Here is a 22743-nt window from a genome sequence, read left to right as displayed (position 1 = left end):
TCGCTAGAATCTGATCATGAGCGACTCAGAGATGAATTCTGTCAAATCTCCCGAACTGGATTCGGTGGATTGGGCAATCCTGGAATTACTGCAGGTGGATGCGACCTTGCCGAACAAGGAGATCGCGGCCAAGGTCGGGGTGGCACCCAGCACCTGCCTGGAGCGGATCAGGCGGATGCGCCGCAATGGCACCATCGTGGCCACCCGCGCCCATGTGCTGCCGAGCCTGCTAGGCAAGGGCGAGCAGGCTTTTTTGGGTATCCAGATCCGCCCGCATGCCCGCGACACCGCGAACGACTTCGTGCAGAAGGCCCTCGCCCTGCCCGAAACCCTGGCCCTGTACAACGTCAGCGGCAGCGAGGACTATCTGGTCCATGTTGCGGTGGCCAACAGCACCGAGCTGCAGACGCTGATCATCGACAAGCTGCTCGCCCTGCCCCAGGTCGCGCACTGCCGCACCCAGCTGATCTTCGGCGAACCCTGGGTGGCTTCGCTGCGCCACCGGTAGCGGTTGCGCGTCCCCTCAGTACGGATGCTCGACCGACAGTACCTTCAGCCCCTCGGCCACCACGCGCCCGTCATGGATGACGGTGCGGTCCGCGCCCCGGTCCATCACGGTGGAAGTTATGGTTTCGCCGTCCACCAGCACCAGGTCGGCCCGGTCCCCGGCCGCCAGTCCGGGACGGTCGGCCACCGAGGCCAGGCGCGGCACTTCAGGGCTCATGATCGATGCGCCGCCCATGGTGGCCACCGCCAGAGCGTGCCCGATCAGCTCGTCCTGGCGGAACCCGTTCACGAAAGCCAGCTGCCAGGTGCGGTCCAGCAGGTCGCAGTTGCCATAGGGGCTCCAGTAGTCGCGCTGCCCGTCCTGGCCCAGCCCGAAGCGCACCCCGGCCTCGGCCAGGTCGGCCAGCGGCAGATGGGTGGAGGTGCTCGGGGCCACCGAGGTCAACGAGATGTCCAGCTCGGCGAAGGTGTCGATCAGCTTCCGGCTAGTGGCTGCGTTGACGCCGCCCAGCCCGTAGGCGTGCGAGAGGTTGACCTTGCCCTGCATGCCCAGCGCCCGGGTGCGCTCGGCGACCAGTTCCGCGGAGAAGGCCCCCATCGTGCCCTGCTCATGCAGGTGGATGTCGACCTCCACCTGGTACTTCTCGGCCAGGGCGAATACCGTATCGAGATGGCGGACCGGGTCGCGGTCCAGCTCGCAGGGATCGATGCCGCCCATGACGTCGGCGCCGGCCTTCAGCGCATCCTCTAAATATTTCTCGGTGCCCGGCTCGCGCAGGATCCCGGCCTGCGGGAACACCATGATCTGCACCTCGGCCTCGTCGGCGAACTTTTCCTTCGCGGCCACCACGGCCTCGTACTTCTCCAGCTTGGTATCCACATCCACCTGGGCGAAGGAGCGCACCCGGGTGGTGCCGCGGGCGATCATCCGCTCCAGGGTTCCCGCGACGCGGTCGGGCAAGCTGATTTCGGCATCCCGCCAGTTCTCCCGATCGTTGCTCATCATGCCCCAGACCCCGGGCCGTCCGGTGTGCTCGCGGAAGGGCAAGCCGATCCGTGTCGAGTCCAGATGCACATGCACGTCGGAGAAGGACGGGATCAGGATGCGCCCGCGGCCATCGACGTCCGCCGCTTGCAGTATCCGTTGCGGGTCGTGGGCGGTGATCGAAGCGATCTTGCCCATTTCGATGAGGATATCGCTGGGCGAACCTGCCCAGGGGCGGGCGTTGCTGATGAGCATGGAGCTTTCCTTTAACTTCGACAAGTGCCTGCTAGCTCGACAGTACCGCGAGAGCGCCACAACGACGTACAAGATTGGCACCCTCTCCGCAGTCAGGGAAGGGCCCCACGCTGTTCGCCGGACGGTTTTAGGCTTCGCTAATCATGCTGCCTTCGTAGTTGCGCCCGCCATAGTAGACTCCGTGGATTTCGACTGACTCTCCGAGGATCGCAAACGCTATTACCACGCGGCGGCGAAAACCTATGGTCCGCAGACCCGGCCTCAGGTCATCGCGAGCCACACCAATCAACGGGAACTGCGCCAGCCCATCGCAGAACGCGATAATCGAGGAAACAAATCCTTCAGCCCGCTCGGGAATTCCCGACTGCTCGGCAATCCAGGAGTAGAGGTCCATTAGCTGTTTCCTTGCGCGCGGCGAATAGACCACTTCGTAGCTCAAGAGTCGTTTTCGCGTCCGCGTTCCCCGTGAACTTGCGCCAGGTGGGCACGCAAGTCAGCAGCGCTGACTGCCTTGGAGGGGTCTGCCCGCAACTCGTCGTACGAAGCGGCTACCTCATCTTGCAACCATGCCTCGATGGCACTTTCTCGTGCAAAAAGGGCACGCAGCCCATCACGGATTACTTCGCTCTCGCTGGCATATGCGCCCGAAGCTACTCGAGCCTTGAGCGCTTGGGCCATTGTTCCAGGCAAGGTGATGCTCAATTGCTTGGTAGTACGCATCGCAGCCTCACTTTCAGTAGGATTCAATCCTACTCCGCATTGCAGATTGCCAGAAGAGCTTTCCCGCTCTTCAAATACGGTGGTTGCACACTTCAATGGCCGACACAGCAGTCACTGCGGTTCAAGCCGTCGATCGCAGCACTGGGCCTAGTCCTCTACCAGCAGAGCGCGACGCACTTGCCGACTTCTACAAGGGTGTTGCGGGACGACCCAGCCCAGAGGCGGGCGTTGCTGATGAGCATGAAGGCGTCCTTGCCGTTGAAGTATTTGCCAGTTCATGGGAAATACCGAGCGCCAGGTGATTCCGGTGCAAATCCACGGTAAGAATTTTGGCTCCTTGATCGCACCGGGCTCCGCCTCGCACCTGGCCGGCTCGCTGCATGTGCTCACCATGGCTGCCATCGCTTTGGGGACCGAACTATTGCGCACACGAGGTCCGGCGCTGTGGAAGTTCGATACGGCCTGCGAGCTGCTCGATGATCTGCTCAATAGCCGGGAAATCAATTTGAAGCTGTTGACCGGAAAATTTGAGGCTGCCGGATTCCCGGTCCGGCAACGGGCCCTGCGCGGCTTCGCCGTTCGGCTCGCCTCGGGACAAGACCCGAAAAGCGCGGTGAAGGAAATTGAGCAGCATGCCGGAAACGGGATGAATCTAGTCATTGGAACGCTTCATTCACCAACGCCCAAACTATTTGGCATCGTTTCGACCGCAACCAACCACTTCCAAGACGACTTCCAGCGAGCGATGGTGCAAGCAGTGCAATCCCCTGCCTTCGAAGGCCCCATTTATCTGGGAGAAATAGTTGCAGAGCTCGCGCAGATCAGGACCTCGATCGAGCAGGCTACCGAGGGCTGTGAACTGCGCCTGGCTCCAAGCTCTTCGGTGGTCCTGGCCGCCGGCTACCCGCTGGCTCTGCTCACCCATGAATTGCGCTACGAACCGGCAGTGCAACGTCTGCCGCAGCAAGTGCTGGCACCCATTTTGGCCTTGGAAACCAACCGGCGCGATGAGTGCCTTCGCGTGCTGGAAGCCTACCTATCCTCGCCGACCAACCGCTCACAGGCAGCAACTCGCTGCCGGCTGTCGCGTTCGGTGTTCTACCAGCGCCTGGCACTGCTGGAATCACTGCTTGAAACGGATCTGAATGATGCGCGCACGCTGACGATTTTGTCGCTGAGCCTGAGCGTCTACCGGCAGACCCAACGCCGCTGACGGGACCCGAGACAAAGCAGAATGCTCGCAGACCATTCATCACGAACGATCCACGAGCACCCTTCAACGCCATGCGGCCTTGGGCTCGCCACGCGGAACTCTGCGCACCTGCAGGCCAGCTTGCGGGAAAAACCTAGCGCAGCACCACGGTGCGTGAGCCGTTGAGGAAAATCCGGTCTTCGCAGTGCCAGCGCACCGCGTCCGACAGCGCCTTGCATTCGGTATCCCGACCGGCCGCGACAAGATCTTCCGGCCCGTAGCTGTGGTCAACGTTCTGGACCTGCTGGGCGATGATCGGCCCCTCATCCAATTCGCTGTTCACGTAGTGCGCCGTCGCACCCACGGTCTTTACGCCGCGCTCAAAGGCCTGGTGATAAGGCTTGGCACCCTTGAAGGACGGGAGGAATGAATGGTGGATGTTGATCGCGCGTCCGGTGAGCTGCCGGGTGAGATCATCGGAGAGGACCTGCATGTACCTGGCGAGCACCACCAAGTCCACATCAAAACGGTCAACGAGCTCCATGAGCCGGGCCTCTGCCTCCGGCTTGGTCTCGGCGGTGACCGGAACGTGGAAGAACGGTATGCCATTCCACTCCACCTGCTGGCGGTGATCCGGGTGGTTTGAGACGACCGCTGCGATCTCGACCGGCAGTTCCCCCATGCGCGCGCGGAACAGCAGGTCATGCAGGCAGTGCCCGAACTTTGACACCATGATCACCACGCGCTTCTTCTTGCCCGAGGCCCGCAGGCCCCAGGTGGCTTCGTGCTCTGTTGCCAGTTCGGTCAAGCTCGACTCCAATTCGGCGATTTCGGCAGCGACATTGGAAGTTTGGGACACTTCGAACTCAATGCGCATGAACAACGTCCCAGAACGCTGGTCATCATGCTGCTTCAGCTCCCGGATGTCCCCATGGTGCTTCAGCAGCAGACCGGTCACGGCATGGACAATCCCCGGGCGCTCTGCGCAGGTGAGGGTCAAGACATATTTATTGTTCAGTTCGGTCATTTTGCCGCTCCTTAGGTTCACCGAGATGACAGTGTCCCGTCACGCCTCGTACATTTCGTGGGGAATCGATGTGGTCTACGCCTGCGATCTGTCGTTGTTGACCAACCACGCCCTCCTTCTTGCATTGGCTCACCAATACCAGAAGATCCGCACCCCTCCCTAGCAGGGTATCGCTGCTGTGAGCAATGATTTTAGATTAGGGGTGAATCCAATGCCAGTATCCCGCACGGGCCCAAAGTCCGTTCCGAAATCGGAAGTTGATTTCTGCATCTCAACTTCGGCAATCGACAGATCAAACCCTGATTCCAATCTCTGATATATCAATAACTGATCACAAGTCTATGTTCGCTGCGTCACAGCGTCAATAAGTTTCTTAGGGGATTTTTCATTGCCCGGAAAACCGCTGCATCAAGCGATTTCGCAACCCTACGGATCCACGTTCCCCCCAGGCAAACGGGCGCACCTTCTTGGCTTTCAGGGCCGCCTGCCGCGCAAGTGCGCCAAGGCCTGAACTTCGTACTGGAGCCGCGCCGGTGAGTGAACCGCTGGCGCTTGGTCCGCAACGACTCTTTCGCAGCTCTGAGGAAGTGACCGATTGGCACTCGAGCGATACCCTTTGATTATTGGCAACTGATATATGACCAGTGAAGAGAGCGACAATTTGATGCCCCCTAAGACCGCAGGCACCGATACAGGTACCCAATCGATGGCCGATCATGCCTATGGCGTACTTCGCGATCGCCTGGTACTGCTCGAAATTGCTCCCACCCACCCAATTCATGAGCCGCAACTAGCCGAAGAACTCGGCGTGGGGCGCACTCCGATCCGGGAAGCCCTGAAACGGCTGGAAACGGATCACCTGGTGGTTTCCTACCCGCGCCGCGGCACCTTTGCCACGGCCGTTGACTTCCACGAGCTGAACCATATTTCCGAAATCCGCCAGAGTCTCGAACCCCTGGCTGCCCGAAATGCGGCGGCCAATAAAGATGCCGGAATCAGGGCCGAGATCACCAACTACCTGGACACGATCGATGCCCTGGACGGGAGCGTCGATCAGCGTTCGCTGTTGCTGCTCGATGTGCAAATCCACCGGCTCATCTACAAGGCCAGCGCCAACAAGCATCTTGAGGAGACCCTCGTCCGCTTGGATAATCTGGTGACGCGGATCTGGTGCCTGGTGATTGACCAAATGCCGCCGATCGCCGAGCACATCACCGAGCATTCGGCCTTGCTGCGTGCAATCCTCGAGGGCGAAGACGAGCTGGCGGCGCGGTTGGTCTCGGCGCATGTCACGCACTTTGAGCAGGCCTTGCGTCGCGCACCCTGACGGACCGAGCTAGGCGACGGATTGCTCGGCCCGCCAGGCCTAGTGCGCAAGGCGCTTGGCTTATTTGGCTGCCTTTTCGGTTTCCAGATCCCCGTCGGGGCCCAGGGAATCGGGCAGGCCATTCGGGGAGCCCAACTCCGCAACGTATTCCTCGTCCAAATCTGCAAAAACGTCCTTCGCTTCACCGTTCAGGGGCGCATTCTGGACCGTGACGATCGTCTGCTCGGTGGTCATCAGGCAGAACTGCTCTCCGTCGTGCCGATCTATCCCATCGTCCACGGCTTGTTCGAGGACTTCAAGCGCAACTCTGCCCCGGAGCACCAGGGGATCCTTGCTCAGATCTCTCCAAATCGCCACGCAGAGCAGCAGCATCACCAGCACGAACGGCAGCGCCGAGACGATGGTGATGTTCTTCAATCCGTTCAATGCCGCAGCCGGGTGGTCTCCTCCGGCCAGCAGCATGACCGCGGCCACCGCACCAACCGAAACACCCCAGAAAATCACCGACTTCTTGGACGGCTCCTCGGCACCGCGTTCGCTCAGCGCGCCCATGACGATGGAGGCCGAGTCGGCTCCGGTGACGAAGAAGATCGCGATCAATACCACCGTCAACGCGATGAGCACTGTTCCAAACCATGCGGGGAAGGGCAAACTTCCAAGCAGATCGAAAAGCACCGAATTGAAGTTGATATTCGGCACCCCATCCACCATCTGCGCCATTGCTTGGCCCATGTCTCCGGAACGTTCCGCCCGCTCCTGCAGGCCGATCGCACCGCCGCCGAAGATGGCGAACCAGATCAACGTCACCGTAGACGGCACCAGCAGCACTCCGGTGACAAATTGGCGGATGCTGCGGCCACGCGAGATGCGGGCAATGAAAAGACCGACAAACGGGGTCCATGAAACCCACCAGGCCCAGTAGAAGATAGTCCAGGATGACAACCAGGTGGCCATGGTTCCGTCGCCGGAAGAAGCCGTTCGCGAAGCCATTTCAGGCAGATCGCTGATAAAGGATCCCACCGCGTTTGGAATCACGTTCAAGATGAACAACGTTGGCCCACCGATGAACACGATAGCCGCGAGGATGACCGCAAGAATCATGTTGATATTCGAAAGCCATTGAATTCCGCGCTCAATGCCGGAAACCGCCGAACCGACGAACAAGGCGGTGAGAACCGCGATGATCAGGACCAGAACTCCGGAGCCCACGGTGGGCAGGAGCCCGGCAGACTGTATTCCGCCGCCGATTTGCAGCGCACCGAGTCCCAATGAGCAAGCCGACCCGAAAAGCGTCGCCAGGATGGCCAAGATGTTAATCGTCTTGCCGCCCCAGCCGTTGACCACCCGCTCACCAAAAATTGAGCTGAACATCGCGGAGAACAGCTGCGGCCGCCCCAAGCGGAAGCTTCCGTAGGCCATGCCCAAGCCGACAATCGCATACATGGCCCAGGGGAAGAGCGTCCAGTGGAACAGCGTGGTGCCCATGGCGGTGCCGACGGCCGCGGCGCTCTGCCCCTCAACCGTTCCCGGCGGAGGGGACATGTAGAAGAACAACGGTTCACCCACACCGTAGAACACCAGTCCGATGCCCATTCCGGTGGCAAACATCATGGAAATCCAGGAGATGGTGCTGAATTGCGGCTTCTCGCCATCTTTACCCAGCGGGATGCGGCCGAAGTTCTTGGCCGCCACGACCAGCACGAATATGGTGAAGACGGTAGCCGCAATCACGAACATCCAACCGGTATTCGTGATCACCCAGTCCAAGGCCTTGCCCGCGGTGTTTCCCAGACCGGTCGGCGAGGCGAACCCCCAAGCGATGAACGCCAGCGCCAGGGCGCCGGCAATTCCGAAAACCCAATAGTCGGTCCCGCCTGACGGGTATTTTCTCGGCCTGCGCCGGCGAGCCGAATGCAGCTCGCTGACTAGATCTTGAACTGGTTGATCACTGCGATTCATAGATTTTCCTTTGATGGTGGAACATGACGGCCTTCCGCAATGGCTCCGCGGCTTGGCCTGCCCGCAACCGGAAAACGGGCGCAACAAAGTCGTTGCTCGGTCAGGTTAAAGGCGGCGACCGCCGTGCTCGATGAACTGGCAGGGGCACGGCGGTCGCCGAATAATGCACCGGCTACGGCACAAACGCGGGGCCGAAGGAGTAAACCTTGCGTCCCCGCGCTGCGCTCCGCGAGCTAGGCGCCGATCAGGCCGTGCGGGTCGAGCACGAACTTCTGCGCCGCGCCCTCGTCGAAGGCCGCATATCCCTTGGGTGCGTCGGTCAACGGAATGGCGGTTGCGTTGACGTTTTTGGCGATCGAGACCTTGTCCGAAAGAATCGCCTGCATCAGCCCTCGGTTGTACTTCATCGCCGGGCACTGGCCGGTGACGAAGGTATGGGACTTGGCAAAACCTAGCCCGAAGCACATGGATAGCGAACCCTGCTTGGCCGCCTCGTCGCTGGCTCCGGGATCTCCGGTGACATACAACCCGGGGATGCCGAGGCTGCCGCCGGCCCGGGTGATCTCCATGAGCGAGTTCAGCACGGTGGCCGGCTGCTCCTTCCCGGCGTCGTGCCCGTGGCCGCGCGCCTCGAAGCCGACGGCGTCGATGCCGCAGTCGACCTCGGGCGTGCCCAGGATCTGTGCGATCTGCTCGCCCGGATCGCCGAGCGAGACGTCCACCGTCTCGCATCCGAAGCTGCGCGCTTGGGCTAGCCGGTCGGCGTTGAGATCCGCAACGATGACGGTTGCCGCGCCGAGCAATTGCGCCGAGGTGGCCGCCGCCAGGCCCACGGGGCCGGCGCCGGCGACATACACGGTCGATCCGACCGTCACCCCGGCGCCAATGGCGCCGTGGTACCCGGTGGGGAAGATGTCCGAAAGCATTGTCAGGTCAAGGATCTTCTCCATGGCCTGGTCGCGGTCCGGGAATTTCAGCGCGTTCCAGTCTGCGTACGGAACCAGCACGTATTCGGCTTGCCCGCCGACCCATCCGCCCATGTCCACATAGCCGTAGGCGGAACCCGGACGGTCCGGGTTGACGTTCAAGCAGATGCCGGTCTGTCCGACCTTGCAGTTGCGGCAGCGGCCGCAGGAGATGTTGAAGGGCACCGAAACGACGTCCCCACCTTGAGGAACTCCACGTCGCGACCGACTTCGATCACTTCTCCGGTGATCTCGTGGCCCAGCACAAGACCCTCCGGGGCAGTGGTGCGGCCACGGACCATATGCTGGTCGGAGCCGCAGATATTGGTGGCGATGGTACGCAGGATGACGCCGTGGTGGACCTGGCGGCCAATGTTTGCCGGGTGGACTCCCGGGCCGTCCTTCAATTCAAATTCCGGATACGGCGAATCGATGAGTTCGACCTTGCCTGCGCCGGCGTAGCTTACTGCCAAGTTGCCCATGGTGGACCTTTCCCTTGAAATATCAGTTGGATACTAATTGGAATTAGGCCAAGTCTCCTCATGAGTGTGATCTATGTCAATAGGAAACCGAAACTTGACTCGCGCTCCCGCCGATGCCAGAGGGAGGGGCTACCCGTCCAATTCCTCGGTCAATCGCTGGGAAATAATGCTCTTTGCGGTGCTCTGCAGAACCGTCAAAGATTCCTCGATGAGCGGCGCCCCCTTGCTGCCCTTGCGCGTCACCGCGACGATTCGCCGCGATGGCTTGATTGCTCCGGAGATTCGGCGGCGCACCACATTCTCCGCGCTGCCCAAGGTCGCCAAGCGCGGCATCAACCCCACTCCCAGGCCCGCCCCGATGAAGGCGATCATCGTTTCCCACTCGACCGCCTCGTGGGCAATATGCGGGGTGACCCCCAGCGAGGTGAAGGCGGCAACGAACAGGGCTCGATAGACCGATTGCTCCGAGTCCGAGATCCACGGATCCTCGGCGAGCTCTGAGAGCGACACCGATTTATTCATCGCCAGCCGATGCTCCGCGGGCAGCACCACATCGAGCGGGTCATCGAGCAGCACCGTCTGCTCGAACTTGGCGTTGCCGCCACTTGATCCAGGTGTTTGCGATGCCACGATCACGGCGAGGTCGATCCGCTCGGCCAGCAATAGATCCAGGCAGCGCTGCGGCTGGGCCTCCACGAGCCGCACCTCGACATGCGGCCGCGTTCTGCGCAGGGTCGATGCCAGCGGGGCCAGCAGCTGCGCTGCCGCCGTCGAAAAACCGCCCAGTCCGAAATCGCCCTGAACCTGCCCCTCGGCCGACAGCGCCGAGGACCGCAGCAGTTCCCATTGCGTCACAATGTCGTCGAGTCCCGCCACAAAGTGCCGGCCCGCGACGGTCAACCGCACCCCGCGCCCATCCTTGATCATCAGCTTGATTCCCAGGGAACGCTGCAGCTCACGAAGCTGTGCGGAGACCGCCGATGGCGAGTATCCGGTGAGTTCGGCGGTCCGTGCAATGGTGCCCGCCGAGGAGAAGACTCGAAGGGTAATGAGTCGAGGATCAATCATGCACCTATTCTGCACGATTTCATTCACTTTCTTGCGCTTTTCTTGTTGGCCGATTGTTTCTAGTCTCGACTCATATGGTGATTCGACTCACAATGAATCTTCCCCATTTTCACATTCATGGGCGCCTGCAGGCGTCCGGCTTCTAGGAGTAAAATATGACCGCTTCGGTAAGCACTCCGCACTCGACGCGTGGCAAGCTCGCCTCAACGGTAAGCGATGAACAGCTCGCCGAGATTACCGAACTCTTTCAGAATCGGCGCAAGGGCTACTCGCTTGAAGCACCGTTGTACACAGATCCTGCGGTATTCAAGGTCGAGATGCAGGCAATCTTCGGAACCCACTGGCTCTTTGCCGCCAGCGTTGCCGAAATCCCGGAGGCCGGAGACTACGTCACCCTCGACTACGGGCCGCATTCGCTGATCGTTTTGCGCACCGAGGACGGAGGCGTCAACGTGCTGCACAACGTGTGCCGCCACCGCGGGGCCCGCGTGCTGACCGAAGCTTCGGGCAGCACCGGCAACCTGGTGTGCGGCTATCACTCATGGACCTACTCCCCCGAGGGCAACCTGATCCACGCCTCGGCTCCGGGCGAGGGAACCTTTGACAAGAATTGCTTTGCGCTCAAGCGCGCCCACGGCCGGATCCACGCCGGGCTGATCTTTGTGTCCTTGGCCAAGGAGCCACCTGAGGATTTCGACCAGGTCGCCGAAATTTTCGAACCCTACCTGGCCCCGCATGATATTTCCCGCGCCAAGGTCGCCTACCAGCAGAACATCATCGAAGAGGGCAACTGGAAGCTGGTGATGGAGAACAACCGCGAGTGCTACCACTGCGATGGCCACCCGGAACTAGCCTGCTCGCTGTTCCCCACCTGGGGCCTGACCGACGAGACCGTCCCTACGCATCTCGAAGAAGTCTGGGAACGCAACCAGAAAGCCCAGGCAGGGTTGGAAGAACGCTGCCGCCGCTACGGGATCCCGTACGAAGTCGTCGAGGAGCTGGACACCCGCGTCGCGGGGATCCGCATTTCCCGTGAATCCCTGGACGGCGACGGAGAGTCCTTCTCCGCCGACGGGCACCGGCTCTCGAAGAAGCTGCTCGGCGAGCTGCGCGACTTCCGCTTGGGCCGCTGCTCCATGCACCTGCAGCCCAATAGCTGGTTCCACTTCCAGTCCGACCACGTGATCACCTTCGCCGCGTTCCCCATCAACGAGCACCAGACTCTGGTCCGCACCACCTGGCTCGTGGCCGACGATGCGGTGGAGGGCGACGACTACGATCTGGAGACGCTCACCCACACCTGGAAGCAGACGAATCTGCAGGACAAGGCCTTTGTCGAGCTCTGCCAGTCCGGAGCCAGCAGCCCCGCCTACGAACCCGGCCCGTACATGAAGAGCGAATACCAGGTCGAAGCATTCATCAACTGGTACACCCAGCGCGTTTTGGAGCACCTGGCATGACCGGTACCGCCAAGCTCCTGAGCAGCGCCCAGCGCCTGCGCGGGCTGGAAATGCCCTGGAACAGGGTGCTCAGCAGCCAAGAAGGCCCGGCGAGCGCAGCGCGCGCACTGGGCCCCTGGCATCCCCAGGAATTCCTGGCCGAATGCGTGCAGACCATCGAGGAAGCCGGCGGGCTGATGACGTTCGTCTTCCGCCGCCTCGATGGCGCCCCGCTGGCGTTCCGCGCCGGGCAGTACCTGAACATCGCTTTCCCGGTGCATGGCGAAGACCAGGAGACGGTGGACCGCAGCTATTCGATTTCCAGCGCGCCCACCGTGCCCTGGACATTCAATGTCAGCATCAAGCGCGACCCCAAGGGACTGGTATCCACCTGGGCGCATGAGAACCTGCGTCCGGGCATGGTGCTGGATATGCTCGGCCCGGTCGGGGCCTTCCACCTGGGCGATTCCGACCGCCGCGCCCGCTTCCTGTTCCTGGGCGCCGGGGCCGGGGTCACTCCGATCATCTCCATGGTGCGCACCATCCACTCGCTGCCCGGCCAGGCCGATGTGGTGGTGCTCTGCCACGGCACCGTGCCCGGAGACTTCCCCTTCTGGCGCGAGCTGGAATACATCAAGCAGGTCGATCCGCGCATCAGGGTCTCCTACTCGCTCGGAAATCGCGAAAAACCCGCAGATTGGGACGGATACTCCGGACGGCTCACCGCCGAAATGATCGAGGCGGTGGCCCCGGATGCCAACGGGCGCAAGGTGTTTGCCTGTGGTCCGGAAGGCTATCTGAATTCGGCCACCAAGCTGCTGCGCGAAGTCGGCGTGGATGACACCTCGGTGTTCATGGAATTCTTCTCCGGAGACCGCAAGACGCTGCTCGAATACCAGGCAGAAATCGCACTGGCAGAGGGCATCGCGGAAGAAGTCGCCGAATCGGTGGAAGAGTTCTACGAGAGCCAGCCGCCGGAGCTGAGCATGTACGAGCCGGACTATGACGAAACGGGCACCCTCGAGGCCGTCGGCCAAAAGCTGGTCGTGGTCGACTCCGACGTTCCGCTGCCGCCGGCCGAACCGCTGGTCACCGAAGAAGAGCCGCCTGCCGCCTCCTCCTTCCCCACCGTGGGCGAAGGCGAGCTGACCATGACCTTCCTGCGGACCGCGATCAACGTCAAGATCAACTCGGATGAGCGCATCCTGGGGGTAGCCCAACGCGCCGGAGTGCGCATCGGGGCCAACTGCCAGGAAGGCATGTGCGGCTCCTGCAAGGTCGTCAAGCTCGAAGGGGACGTGGAGATGAACCACCAGGGCGGAATTCGCGCCCGGGAGATCACCGCCGGCAAGTTCTTGCCCTGCTGCTCCACCGCGCAAACCGATCTGGTCATCGATGCCTAGCCGTCGCGGCCCGATCCCCCAGTACCGCCAGCAGTTGCTCCACCACACCATCAGTACATAAGGAGTCCCCCATGTCTCAAACTTCACCTCGGGTCGTCATCATCGGAGCCGGAATCGTCGGCGCTAACCTGGCGGACGAACTTGTCCAACTGGGCCACACCAATACCCTGGTTATCGAACAGGGCCCGCTGGATATCCCCGGCGGCTCCACCTCCCACGCCCCGGGCCTGGTCTTCTCGTCCAACGGCTCGAAATCCATGACCGAATTCGCGCAGTACACCATCGAGAAGCTCGACTCTCTGGTGGGCGCCGACGGCCGTGGATCCTACCTGCGCGTGGGCGGACTGGAGATCGCCACCACCGAAGCGCGCTTGGCAGATCTGCATCGCCGCGCCGGGTGGAACCGCTCCTATGAGGTGGAGGCCCACGTGGTCGACGCGGAGGATTGCCTGAAGAAGTTCCCGATGCTCAACCCCGAGCTGGTCCTCGGCGGCCTCTACACGCCGAACGACGGATTGGCTCTGGCCGCCAAGGGAACCCAACTGGTGATGGAACGCGCCAAGGCCGCGGGCGTGGAATTCCGCGACCGCACCGTGGTCACCGATATCGAGCAATCCGGCGGCAAGGTCACCGCGGTCATCTGCGGCGAGGACCGCTTCGAGGCAGATATCGTGGTCTCCTGCGCGGGTTTCTGGGGCCCGAATATCGGAAAGATGGTGGGCACCGAGATCCCGCTGCTGCCTTTGGGACACCAGTTCGCCTGGACCACCCCTGCACCGAGCCTCGCGGGCATCAACGAACTGCCGGCCGGCGCCAGCCGGCCGATCCTGCGCTACCAGGATCGCGACCTCTACTACCGCGAGTGGGGAGAGAGCATCGGCATCGGCTCCTACGCGCACCGCCCGATGCCCGTGGACCTGGACACCCTGCGGACCTACAAGCCCGAGGAAATCACCTCCGAGCGGATGCCATCCTCGCTGGACTTCACCCCCGAGGACTTCGCCGCCGAATGGGAAGCGACCAAGGAACTGCTGCCGGATCTGCGCAATACCCAGATCCAGCGCGGCTTCAACGGGATCTTCTCCTTCACCCCGGACGGCGGTTCGCTGGTGGGCCAGTCCAAGGAGGTCGACGGCTTCTTCGTGGCCGAGGCCGTGTGGGTCACCCACGCGCCGGGCATCGCCAAGGCCGTAGCCGAACTGATCACCACCGGCACCTCGAAGACCGATCTGAGCGACTGCGACCTGAACCGCTTCGAGGACATGCAAACCACCAAGGAGTACGTCAGCGAAACCTCGCAGCAGAACTTCGTGGAGATCTACGATATCCGCCACCCGCTGGAGCCGCGGCTGAAGCCGCGCAATGTGCGCACCAGCCCGTTCTTCTCCCGGCAGCAGGAACTGGGAGCCTTCTTCCTGGAAGGCACCGGCTGGGAGCGCCCGCATTGGTACGAGGCCAATGCCTCCCTGCTCGAGCAGCTGCCCGCCGAATGGGCCGCCCCGGCGCGCGATGACTGGTCGGACATGTTCCACTCGCCGATTGCCGCGGTGGAAGCCTGGAAGACCCGCACCGCCGTGGCGATGTTCGACATGACCCCGCTCAAGCGCGTGGAAGTCGCCGGCCCGGGCGCCGGGCAGATGCTCCAGGGCCTGACCACAGCGAATATGCTGCGCGCACCTGGCATGGTCAGCTACACCCTGCTGCTGGACGCCGCCGGCGGCATCACCAGCGATATCACCGTGGCCCGCATCTCCGAAGAGCTCTACCAGGCCGGCATCAACTCGAATGTGGATGTCGCCTATCTGGACCGCGAGGCCCGCAAGTTCAACGAGGCGAACCCGGGCCAGTGGGTGTCCGTCCGCGATATTACCGCCGGAACTTCCTGCATCGGGCTCTGGGGCCCGCTGGCCCCAGAGGTGATGGCCAAGGTCAGCGAAGACGATATGAGCAATGAGGGGCTCAAGTACTTCCGCACCAAGCAGATCTCCATCGCCGGCATTCCGGTGACCGCAATGCGCCTGTCCTATGTGGGCGAATTCGGCTGGGAGCTCTACGCCTCGGCGGATGTCAGCGCCAAGCTCTGGGATGTGCTTTTCGAAGCCGGCCAGGAGCACGGCATCATCGCCGGTGGACGCGAAGCGTTCAACTCCATGCGACTGGAGAAGGGCTTCCGCTCCTTCGGCACCGACATGACCAGCGAGCACGAGCCGGAACAGGCCGGGCTGGGCTTCGCGGTCAAGGCCACCAAGACCGTGGACTTCGTGGGCAAGGCCGCCCTGGCGGACCGCGCCGCCGCGGCCACCAAGCGGCTTCGCTGCCTGACCATCGATGATGGCGTGTCCGTGGTCCTGGGCAAGGAACCGGTGTACGTGAACGGGGAACCGGCAGGCTATGTCACCAGCGCCACCTTTGGCTACACGGTGCGCAAGCCCATCGCCTACGCCTGGCTGCCGAAGACTGTGCAGACCGGAGACGCGGTGGCGATCGAGTACTTCGGCAAGCCGATCGCCGCCACCGTGGTCGATGATCCGCTGTACGATCCGCAGATGGACCGGCTGCGCGGAGTTTCGCTGGCCACCTCGGCCAGCTAGCAACATCCAGCCACCGGGAGGCCGGGTAGCTGTTCATAATGAACAGCTGCCCGGCCTTTTGCCGTATATACGCATATATAGGTACGAGACGCGCGCTGCGTTCTGGTTTCCGCGTCGTTTGATCAGCAGTGGAACTACCCGGGGTTCCTCAAGACCGGGCTTCGTCGTTGGCATCCTGTGTGATGAACTACCGCACCCGTCCGATGTTCAGTAAATAGATGCATTCCGGTAGTTACGGAACAATGCAATTAACTGAACATTCCAGTCGCGAATAGACCTACCGCGAGCATCATTGAGCGCATACTGCAGGATTCGCTGGGTTGAGGAGTCCTGTCGTCACGGCCTTCGGCAATACAGCACAGGGATTTTGCCCGCTGATAGTGGTGTCAATTTTATACTGTTAACGGTATAATATTGACATGAAGCAAAGCTATAGAGACATCTTGCGAGAGATCGCCTACGACAACTATGGCTACGTCACTGTCACCGGCGCCACCGACGCTGGTGTGCCGGCGGTGGAGCTGCCAAAACTTGCCGCCCGAGGCGGTTTGGAACACACCGGGTACCGCCTTTACCGGGTCACCGACATTCCACCAACTGACCACGATCAGTTCGCGGAAGCCACCTTACGGGCGGGCGTCGATTCCCACCTGCGAGGAGAAACTGTCCTTGCCCTCCTGGGCCTGGCGGATGTGAACCCTCGAAAGATTACAGTTGGTACAACCCATCGCGTACGTCGAGCCATGCCTAGCTATATAAATCTCGTTCGAGCTTCCGTAGACACAAAAGTGACTCACTATCAGGGGATTCCGGCGCAACGGGTTGCCGAAGCCCTCATTGAATGCCGCGGACAAGTACCCGCATCACGACTACGAGACGCCGCGACCAGGGCCCGCGCCGAAGGACTTCTCACCTCTGCAGAATGGCGCCAGGTACGTAAGGGACTTTCCGTATGAAGTATCCAACCCCACCCGCAAATCTCACAGCGCTCAACCAGCGCATTAGAAACTTAGAAGGTGAGGAAAGCTTAGTCACCCGGCGACGCACCTCCATGGCACTGGTCATTGTCGGGCAAATGCTCCCCGGAGGATCCGTAAAAGGTGGAAGTGCTATGGCATTGCGATATGGCACTGGAACACGATTCACGCGTGACCTCGACGCCGCACGGGCCAGTGGACTGGCAAAGTTCCGCGATGATTTCGCAGATCGCCTCCTAGAAGGATGGGAGGGCTTCACCGGACGTCTTGTTGAAAAGAAGCAACTGAAACCCGCAGGAGTCCCGGCTTTCTATGTAATGAAACCCTTCGACGTCAAGCTCGACTACAAGGGTAAAGCATGGTGCACCGTCCCCTTTGAACTGGGCCACAATGAAATCGGCGACGCGGAACACCCCGTACTGGTTCTTGCTGAGAACCTTATCGACATGTTCACTTCTCTCGGCTTACCATCCCCAGCTCCTGTGCCGGTAATGCCAGCAGATCATCAAATCGCCCAGAAAATCCATGCATCTACCGCTCCTGGAAGTGACCGAGCCCGGGACCTCGTAGACCTTCAGCTGCTGGGCACCCAAGAGCAACTAGATCTCACGCAAGTACGATCAACCTGCGTCCGACTCTTCACTTACCGCAAAGCGCCTTGGCCACCTGTAGCGGTTGAAGAAACCGACTGGGAATCCCTCTATGCCGAAGCAGCAAATGGACTCAACGTAGCCGCTGATGTCATCTCCGCCGTTCAATGGGTCAACGAATTCATCGCCCAGATCGATCACGCCCCATCTACCACTTCTAACCCCCATTCTTCATCAACTGGGCCCAACCATTGAGCCGTGATGATGCGAAGCTCTCTCACTACCGCAGTAGACTTCGAGACTTGGTGTCCAATTTGTCCCAGTTCTACGTGGAGCTCATTCAACCGCATACACCTGGCTCATTTACAAGGTGGCGGCCCTTCGAATTGCACTGCCCGTTGATCTGAACCACCCGCAACACGGCATGGGCCGTTTGCGGTGGGCAGGCCACGCCAACGCTCGAACGGCAAAAATCTCTGGAACACAAAGAAAGCCGCTGCATCATCGGCCTTCCAAGCGATGATGCAGCGGCTATTTTTTCCAGCGCTGCGCCGGCGCCAGATCCCACTCCGGATCCAGGCCAACGCGCACCGTGAAGATACTATTGTTGCCTTGTACCTGCCGGTTCAACGTCCTAAGCAACCATGCGGGCTGGCTTGCCTTGCACTTGTGCCCTAAACGCTGGCGAACAGCTACCTGCGTCCGGCCATGGGAGCTCCTTTCGATGCGGCATTTTCAAGGGCGGCTAGCGCCGCCTGCGTTGCGTGCAGGATCAACAGGGCGGTGGTTACCGTGCCTACTCCCCCGGGCACCGGGCTCATCGCCCGGACCAGTGGCTGCACCGACTCCGCGTGAACATCGCCTACCAGCTGGCCATCCTCGGTGACATTGGTGCCCACATCGATGACTACCGACGAATCGCTGACCTCGTTGCCGGTGAGCAGGTTCGCCCGGCCAACCGCCACAACGGTCACCGCCGCGCCCCTGGTAATCTCGGCGAGATTGGTGGTTCGAGAATGGCAGATGCTCACCGTTGCGTCGCGCTGCAGCAAGAGCTGGGCGAGCGGTTTGCCCACCACCGCGGAACGGCCCACCACCGCAACGTGCTCTCCGGCGAGTGGGACTTGATAGTGTTCGAGGATTTCGATGACCGAACGTGCCGTAGCCGGCGCAAAGGCCGGCTGGCCCACGCTGAGCCTGCCCAGGCTCAGCGGGTTGGCTCCATCAATATCCTTGGCCGGGTCAATCAGCTGCACCAGGGAGGCCGGGTCAACCGATTCGGGCAGCGGCGTCTGCAGAATGATGCCGTACACCTTCTCGTCTGCGTTCAAGGCACGGATCGCTTGGGCAATCTCCGACTGGGTGCCGGTGGCCAAGTCGAGCACCTGGCAGTGAACTCCGAGCCGTTCGGCGGCGCGTTCAATGGAGCGCACATACCAGGACGTTGCCTCGTTGTCGGTTGCGAGCACCACCGCCACCCGGGCGGTGATCCCTTCGCTCGCCAGCCGCGAAACGAGTTGGCCGGTGCGTTCACGGATGGCTGCGGCCACCGGCTGTCCGGCGAGGCGTTGCGCGGTCATGCAGCCACCACCAAGCGGACCTGCGCGCTGAGTGCTTCTGCCGCCACGATCGCGTCGGCGGCTTGGCTGGCCACGAGGCTCAAGCGTTCGCGCTGTTCGGCTTCCTGTATTGCCGCAATATTCATTTCCAGCGTCACCAGCGCGGTACCCAGGGCGGCTCGCGCCGCTTCGGCGGCGGCAGCCACATCGCTGATCACCGATCGGTTTCCGATCTCGACCAAACGCTGGGCGAGCTCAATGACCACCGCGGAGGATTCAACGGTTGAGACCAACGGTGCGGCCGCGGCAATGGTGGCGCTTTGTATGGCCGCGGTGCGCGCTGCCTGTTGCTCTTCATCCTCCTTGGGCATCCTGTATGCATCGCCTAAGGACCCGAACAATCGTTCGTCTTCCTGCGCCTCGAACAGCGCCGAACGCATCAGTACGCGTGCGTGTTTGGCGATCGGCTGAGCTTTGTCCTCGACCTCTCGGAATCGCGGTCCGGAGGTAAACTCGGCAACCATGGACACCAGCGCGGCGCCCTGGGCGGCGTGCAAGGCCGCGGCAGCACCTCCCCCCGGAGTAGGCGCCTTAGAAGCGAGCCGTTCAAGGTAGCTGGTGATTGTTTCATTGGAGATCATTGGGTTTTACCCTCGCTCAGAATGCTTGGCTGTGGATCCCTAGGCCAACCGGAGAGAAGATTTTGCGTCTGGGTCGGAGCCGCAAGCAAGTGCAGCGCCGGCCATTTGTGACGGTTATTCGTATGGCCTCAAGACCGTTGGATTTCGCGCGAATCAAGTGCCTCCTTGGGGCCCAGCACAAAATCTTCATTTAGTATCCAATTGGTATATCAGGTTACCTTGAAGCCTAAAACACATTCCGAATGCAGGTCAAGAGTTTTTGATCCTCTCTGGAAAAGAAAAGTTAGCAAGGATACGGTGAGCCATCCGCAAACCCTGAACATATGAGAGCAGCAGTGAACTGTCTGGTCGATATTTATGATGTCGTACCGGTAATCGGTGAGCCCATCAGCCAATCAATAGCCGGGCGCAAAGCGATATCTGCTCGTCGGGGATTTCGTTAGCGCGCACCCGCTTACGGCGGATGCGCGCTTCCTACCCGTCCGCCCGGTGCTACTGCCGAGGGACAGCGAATTCGACCCCTGATCCAGGTGCTCCGGGTTGCGCGACAAGGACACCCAGCTTGCCGCGTCCATGTAGAACCGTGATCGTCAGTTTTACAGGGCTGTCCTCGGAGACCACGCATTCAACGTTCATCTGCTGCGAGTACCGTGAACTCGACGAGCAGTTCTGTCCGAAGCTAGCCCAACCCCAGTAGCGGCGGTCCATCTTCATGCTGAACTCAAAGGTCTCTCCGGGCGCTACAGCTCCGGGGACGACTGTGAAAACATACTGCGGTAAGAAGCGGTCGCTAACTCGTTCCACCGACACGTCAAAACTCGATGTCGATTCGGGCTCTTCTGGATCAACCGGTTCTTCGGATGGATCCGGTGTCGGCTCGACCGTTGGGTCCACCGTAAGTTCCGGCGAAGGCTCCACCGTCGGCTCAACCGTCGGCACTGGCGTTGGTTCCGATGTAGGTTCCAGCGAAGGCTCCACAGTCGGATCAAGCGTTGGTTCCGATGTAGGTTCCAGCGAAGGCCCCACAGTCGGATCAAGCGTTGGTACAAGCGAAGGCTCGACCGAAGGTTCCGCCGTAGGTTCCGGCGAAGGCTCCACCGTCGACTCAACCGTAGGCACTGGCGTTGGCTCCGATGTAGGTTCCAGCGAAGGCTCGACCGAAGGTTCCGCCGTAGGTTCCGGTGAAGGCTCCACCGTAGGCACTGGCGTTGGTTCCGATGTAGGTTCCAGCGAAGGCTCGACCGTAGGTTCCGGCGAAGGCTCCGGCGTTGGTTCCGATGTAGGTTCCAGCGAAGGCTCGACCGTAGGTTCCGGCGAAGGCTCCACCGTCGGCTCCGGCGTCGGTTCAACCGTAGGCGCAGAAGCCGGAAGATCGGACGCTTCTTCTACAGGAGGCATTGTAGGAGTGCCCGGACTACCCAAATTCAAAGGATAGTCAGCAATGGCGTTATCGGGGAGATCCGATCGCTGGCCCTCGGGACTCTGCAGAGGCAAGCGCATTTGGCTGTCGTCCAGCCCCTCCCGGCCCTCCGATTCAGGTGTGGCGGACTCAAATGACACGAGATCCATGAGGATGTCCTCCAATGCGGAGGGCGCATCGATCGGATCTACATTATCCGGCTCTTGTTCAACGGACCGCTCCTGAGGCAATGCAACGGGTGCTGTTGAACGGTCGTCAAATAGTGGCGTCAAAATACCGACCGCTGAAGCGGCCACCGCCAGCGCAGCTAGGCCAGCTCCCGCTCCAGCTGCAACTGCCGAAGCACTCACGGTTCCCGTCACCACAGCTGCAGCCCCGGAACCGGCAGTCGATACTGCAACCGAGGAACCACCAGTAGCGGCGGTAATTCCGCCGCCGAGTTGCGCCAGTCCCCCTGACGCTGAAATACCTAAGACAGTGGTTCCCCCAACGAACAATGGCAGCACCACGCTGCGCATGGGCGCGCCGATGTTTTTAAGCTCGCCGTAAACAAGCGAACAGTCTGGGCAATTCTTAAGGTGCGACTTCAGGGATCGAGTGGCCTTGGGACTCAAGTTATTTCGAATAAACGCGGGTAGCTGCTTGCGCGCAGACGCGCAGTCGGCAACGAGGCCTGCATGTTCTTTGAGGTGGGCAGCAAGGTAAGACTCACGTAGCCCCTCACGGGCTCTAACGGCCAACGCAGACGCTGCGTTGGGAGTGATACCAAGAATCGTCGCGATCTCGCGGGGAGGAAGCCCATCGACTTCGTTATGCCACAAAACTGCACGCCATCGCTCCGGCAGCGATTTGAAAGCGCGGATAACGATCTCTGATTCGGCGCGCCGCATGACTTCGTCAGCATCCGGGGTTTCACTCGCGAACTCTGCGATCTCATCGATGTCGGCTTCACGCCGCGCAGCTCTGTTTCTAGAGAAGGCCTCCCTGGAAACCGAGGTCAACAGATACGCGCGGAAGAATTCGGTCGGCCCGGACCCATGCTTGAGGCTTGCGAAAACTCTCAAAAAAGCTTCGGACACAATATCCTCTGCTTCAGACGGATTATCGGTATGCCGATAGGCAACTGCCAGCGCAACTTGCTTGTGGCGCTGGTACAGCCGCTCTTGGCACACCCGGCTTCCAACGCGTGCGCCCTGAATCAGTTCCGAATCGCTAGCCCCCGCAATTTCGGCTCCCGAATCAATTGCCATAAAGTCCCCATACTTCGAAAACGATGCGTCCACTAACCGAATTCACCCCGGCGGATTTTTCAAAACCTCGCACTTATCCAGTTAATATTTGTAGACCCTATCACCAAGAAGGACCAAGGGGCTCCAAACAGACCATCCGTTCCGATATTCACAGGATCTCAACAGATCCCAACCAGTGGTTGCTCTTTATTGCTCCAGTGATTGAACGGCTTGCGCCCCAAGCAGCAAGCCATTCAGTCGCCCACGCGAACGGCGTGAATTCGAGTCCCCCAAGCACCCGGTTCATCGCCTCTACACGTTAAGAGTCCCCAACCACCGAATCATGACGCGAGTTTAGGCAAGTTCTTTTAATTTTGTTTTGTATCGGGACATCGGTAACTGTTCTG

General features: G+C 61.0%; 17 protein-coding genes and 1 pseudogene. 8 read left to right on the top strand and 10 right to left on the bottom strand.

Translation table 11 applies throughout. From position 1 onward, the window contains the following. Positions 1 to 16: 16 nt before the first annotated feature. Positions 17 to 508: an Lrp/AsnC family transcriptional regulator gene (locus ACT3TP_RS10025; protein ID WP_444616214.1), complete on the top strand. Its 492-nt coding sequence runs from the start codon at positions 17 to 19 to the stop codon at positions 506 to 508. A gap of 15 nt (positions 509 to 523) precedes the next feature. On the opposite strand, the gene ACT3TP_RS10020 is transcribed toward ACT3TP_RS10025, so the two are convergent. The 3 genes from ACT3TP_RS10020 to ACT3TP_RS10010 all read right to left on the bottom strand — a co-directional run bounded on the left by ACT3TP_RS10020 (position 524) and on the right by ACT3TP_RS10010 (position 2467). After that, complete coding sequence (locus tag ACT3TP_RS10020) at positions 524 to 1747, bottom strand: amidohydrolase family protein (RefSeq protein ID WP_444616216.1); 1224 nt, start codon at positions 1745 to 1747, stop codon at positions 524 to 526. Between the two features lie 127 nt (positions 1748 to 1874). After that, complete coding sequence (locus tag ACT3TP_RS10015; RefSeq protein WP_255248523.1) at positions 1875 to 2174, bottom strand: type II toxin-antitoxin system RelE/ParE family toxin; 300 nt, start codon at positions 2172 to 2174, stop codon at positions 1875 to 1877. A gap of 8 nt (positions 2175 to 2182) precedes the next feature. Next, a complete protein-coding gene (locus ACT3TP_RS10010) occupies positions 2183 to 2467 on the bottom strand; it encodes a ribbon-helix-helix domain-containing protein (RefSeq protein ID WP_096288350.1) in 285 nt (94 codons plus the stop codon). Positions 2468 to 2744: 277 nt separating this feature from the next. On the opposite strand from ACT3TP_RS10010, the gene ACT3TP_RS10005 reads away from it, so the two are divergent. Beyond that, positions 2745 to 3680 carry a PucR family transcriptional regulator gene (locus ACT3TP_RS10005; RefSeq protein WP_444616218.1) on the top strand — a complete coding sequence of 312 codons (936 nt, stop codon included), beginning with the start codon at positions 2745 to 2747 and terminating at the stop codon, positions 3678 to 3680. A 133-nt stretch (positions 3681 to 3813) separates the two neighbouring features. On the opposite strand, the gene purU is transcribed toward ACT3TP_RS10005, so the two are convergent. Then, on the bottom strand, positions 3814 to 4686 hold the full coding sequence (gene purU, locus ACT3TP_RS10000; RefSeq protein ID WP_096255420.1) for a formyltetrahydrofolate deformylase: 873 nt from the start codon (positions 4684 to 4686) through the stop codon (positions 3814 to 3816). A 664-nt stretch (positions 4687 to 5350) separates the two neighbouring features. On the opposite strand from purU, the gene ACT3TP_RS09995 reads away from it, so the two are divergent. Further along, positions 5351 to 6013, top strand: a complete 663-nt coding sequence (locus ACT3TP_RS09995; protein WP_096288460.1) for a GntR family transcriptional regulator — start codon at positions 5351 to 5353, stop codon at positions 6011 to 6013. 60 nt (positions 6014 to 6073) lie between these two features. Here the strand turns inward: ACT3TP_RS09995 and ACT3TP_RS09990 are convergent, their stop codons facing one another. From ACT3TP_RS09990 to ACT3TP_RS09980, 3 genes and pseudogenes are all read right to left on the bottom strand, one after another. Continuing rightward, positions 6074 to 7972: a BCCT family transporter gene (locus ACT3TP_RS09990; RefSeq protein WP_096288346.1), complete on the bottom strand. Its 1899-nt coding sequence runs from the start codon at positions 7970 to 7972 to the stop codon at positions 6074 to 6076. Positions 7973 to 8205: 233 nt separating this feature from the next. After that, positions 8206 to 9419, bottom strand: a pseudogene (gene fdhA / locus ACT3TP_RS09985) (formaldehyde dehydrogenase, glutathione-independent). 129 nt (positions 9420 to 9548) lie between these two features. Continuing rightward, a complete protein-coding gene (locus ACT3TP_RS09980; protein ID WP_444616223.1) occupies positions 9549 to 10487 on the bottom strand; it encodes a LysR family transcriptional regulator in 939 nt (312 codons plus the stop codon). 155 nt (positions 10488 to 10642) lie between these two features. Here ACT3TP_RS09980 and ACT3TP_RS09975 point away from each other — a divergent pair, with 155 nt between their 5' ends. The 5 genes from ACT3TP_RS09975 (at position 10643) to ACT3TP_RS09955 (ending at position 17742) form a co-directional block, all read left to right on the top strand. Next, on the top strand, positions 10643 to 11947 hold the full coding sequence (locus ACT3TP_RS09975; RefSeq protein WP_443438734.1) for an aromatic ring-hydroxylating oxygenase subunit alpha: 1305 nt from the start codon (positions 10643 to 10645) through the stop codon (positions 11945 to 11947). Next, positions 11944 to 13329 carry a flavin reductase family protein gene (locus tag ACT3TP_RS09970; RefSeq protein ID WP_096255428.1) on the top strand — a complete coding sequence of 462 codons (1386 nt, stop codon included), beginning with the start codon at positions 11944 to 11946 and terminating at the stop codon, positions 13327 to 13329. The genes ACT3TP_RS09975 and ACT3TP_RS09970 overlap by 4 nt, the downstream gene beginning before the upstream one ends. Positions 13330 to 13400: 71 nt before the next feature. Further along, on the top strand, positions 13401 to 15920 hold the full coding sequence (locus tag ACT3TP_RS09965; RefSeq protein ID WP_444620507.1) for a GcvT family protein: 2520 nt from the start codon (positions 13401 to 13403) through the stop codon (positions 15918 to 15920). A 419-nt stretch (positions 15921 to 16339) separates the two neighbouring features. Continuing rightward, complete coding sequence (locus ACT3TP_RS09960) at positions 16340 to 16876, top strand: type IV toxin-antitoxin system AbiEi family antitoxin domain-containing protein (protein ID WP_444620506.1); 537 nt, start codon at positions 16340 to 16342, stop codon at positions 16874 to 16876. Beyond that, positions 16873 to 17742, top strand: a complete 870-nt coding sequence (locus tag ACT3TP_RS09955; RefSeq protein WP_444620505.1) for a nucleotidyl transferase AbiEii/AbiGii toxin family protein — start codon at positions 16873 to 16875, stop codon at positions 17740 to 17742. The genes ACT3TP_RS09960 and ACT3TP_RS09955 overlap by 4 nt, the downstream gene beginning before the upstream one ends. 437 nt (positions 17743 to 18179) lie before the next feature. Here ACT3TP_RS09955 and ACT3TP_RS09950 read toward each other — a convergent pair whose 3' ends face one another. The 3 genes from ACT3TP_RS09950 to ACT3TP_RS09940 all read right to left on the bottom strand — a co-directional run bounded on the left by ACT3TP_RS09950 (position 18180) and on the right by ACT3TP_RS09940 (position 22357). Further along, positions 18180 to 19067, bottom strand: coding sequence for a bifunctional 5,10-methylenetetrahydrofolate dehydrogenase/5,10-methenyltetrahydrofolate cyclohydrolase (locus tag ACT3TP_RS09950; RefSeq protein ID WP_096287972.1), 888 nt, complete (start codon positions 19065 to 19067; stop codon positions 18180 to 18182). Continuing rightward, positions 19064 to 19687, bottom strand: coding sequence for a cyclodeaminase/cyclohydrolase family protein (locus ACT3TP_RS09945; RefSeq protein WP_444620504.1), 624 nt, complete (start codon positions 19685 to 19687; stop codon positions 19064 to 19066). Before ACT3TP_RS09945 ends, ACT3TP_RS09950 begins: the two co-directional genes overlap by 4 nt. Before the next feature lie 492 nt (positions 19688 to 20179). Further along, on the bottom strand, positions 20180 to 22357 hold the full coding sequence (locus ACT3TP_RS09940) for a sigma-70 family RNA polymerase sigma factor (RefSeq protein ID WP_444620503.1): 2178 nt from the start codon (positions 22355 to 22357) through the stop codon (positions 20180 to 20182). Positions 22358 to 22743: the final 386 nt, after the last annotated feature.

Source organism: Glutamicibacter sp. AOP38-B1-38 (genome assembly GCF_052377485.1).
In the GTDB taxonomy this organism is placed as follows: domain Bacteria; phylum Actinomycetota; class Actinomycetes; order Actinomycetales; family Micrococcaceae; genus Glutamicibacter.
This window is presented reverse-complemented; position numbering and strand designations above follow the sequence as displayed.